General features: G+C 31.6%; 2 protein-coding genes. Both read right to left on the bottom strand.

Annotated elements, in window-relative coordinates; all coding sequences use genetic code 11:
- The coding region (locus tag N2712_07930) for an efflux RND transporter permease subunit (GenBank protein ID MCX8029905.1) at nucleotides 1-1,375 on the bottom strand (1,375 nt) is incomplete at its 3' end.
- On the bottom strand, nucleotides 1,376-2,040 hold a 665-nt coding region (locus N2712_07925; GenBank protein MCX8029904.1), incomplete at its 5' end, for an efflux RND transporter periplasmic adaptor subunit.

Raw genomic sequence — 2,040 nt, 5'->3', positions numbered from 1 at the left:
GTCTTACTTGGTAATCTAAAAATACTAAAGGTAAAAATACTATTATTGTAGTCAAAGTAGATGCTAACATTGGTACAAAAAGTTCTTTTGTTGCTTCAATTATAACTTCATTTTTTGGTTTTTTGTTACCTTTAGCATGTAATGCTATGTTTTCAATAATTATTATAGCGTTGTCTACAATCATTCCTACACCTAATCCTAATCCACTTAATGTCATTATATTAAACGACATTTTGTTTATATACATAAGTATTATTGTAATACCTAAACTTATAGGTATAGTAAGTACAACAGTAAAAATTGATATAAAGCTTCGCAAGAACAAAAGTATAACCCCACCTACAAGTAATGCAGAAAATATCAGTGATACCCATAAAGATTTTATTGATTTTATTATAAACTCAGCATCGTTTTTTACCACAGCAAAAACAATCTCTGGATATGCGGATTTAAGAAATTCAATTTCTTTTTGTACATTTTTTGCAACTTCAAGCGTATTTGCAGTAGTTTCTTTTTGTATATATATTGATACAATATCTTTTAGATTGAGCCGTGCATAAGATGAAGGTTCATAGTATGAATCTTTTACTGTTGCTAAATCACCTAAATATACTACAGAACCTTTTTCAGTTACTGCTAAAGCTGTGCTTTTTATATCTTCAAGATTTTCATATTCACCTGTTACACGGATTGGTATTCTTTGGTTATTTCCCTCTATTTCACCTGCAGATACAGAAATGTTAGTTAGATTTATTTTTGTAACAACTTCTAAAATAGGTAAGTTATAGGCTACAAGTTTTGATGGGTCAAATTCTATCAAAATTTTTCTTTCTCTACCACCGCTTATTTCTATATTTGCAACACCAGGTATTCTCATTAATCTCTCCTTTAAGACATCCTCCGCTATATCTCTTAGTTGTTCTGTAGTTAAATTATTTGACCCAAGTGAGATAATCATAATTGGCACATCCTGTTGTTGAAACTTTGCTATAACTGGCCGTTCCATCTCACGTGGAAGTTTATGTCTTATAGTTGTAAGTTTTTCTCTTATATCAAGTATAGCAAAATCTAAGTTTACTTCTGGATAAAACTTAATAACAATTACAGCTTCAGCTTCTCTTGAAGCAGAGATTATTTCTTTTACACCATTAATCTCAGAGAAAACTTCTTCCATAGGTCGGGCTACATACTTCTCAACTTCAGATGCAGGCACACCACCACGAAGATGCGCAATCACAGATACCTGTTTTATCTCATAATTTGGATAAAGTTCTATAGGAATTCGTGGTAAAACAACAATTAGAAAAACAAAAATAGATAAGGCTAACATTAATGTTGAGACAGGTTTTTTAATACCAAATTCTACTAAAGACATTTATTGATTAGCCTCTGTATACTCTACGACAATACCGTCGGAAAGTTCACCTGTAGTTTCTGTAATATAGTATTCTTCTTCGTTTACACCATCTGTGATGATTATGTATTTATCTACTTCTTGCGAGATTGTGATTTGTCTTAGTTCAACAACACCGAGATTTTCTTTATCAGGTATAGGTTTAAGTATAGGTAGAAGTTTTGTCTCACCTCCAAGCGAAATTACACTATCCTTTAGTACAGCTATAGCATTTTGTATTTCTTGTATTTTGATTTCACCACGAGCAAACATTCCTGACCTAAGCATTCCTTGAGTGTTAGGAATTCTTATTTTTACAACTACAGTTCTTGTTTTTTCTTTAACTATAGGTGAAATTTCTGCAAGTTTACCTAAGAAAGTTCTATTAGGCAAAGCATCACAATTAACCTGCACTGTCAAACCTATCTTCATTTGTCCCACATCTTTCTCAGGTATTTCTACCTCTAAATTTGCATCTCCCATACTTATAAATTTTGCTACAATATCATTAGGCGTAATAAATTCTCCTGGTTGGATTATAATCTCTGCCAAAATACCATATGATGGAGCATATAAGTTTGTCTTAGATAAATTTGATTGAGCAAGTTCTACTTCAGATAATGCTGTTGTCATTCTCTGTTTTATAG

This window comes from Brevinematales bacterium (assembly GCA_026415355.1).
Taxonomy (GTDB): domain Bacteria; phylum Spirochaetota; class Brevinematia; order DTOW01; family DTOW01; genus SKYB106.
Note: the sequence above shows the minus strand (reverse complement) of the source record. Positions and strands in the feature narration are given on the sequence as shown.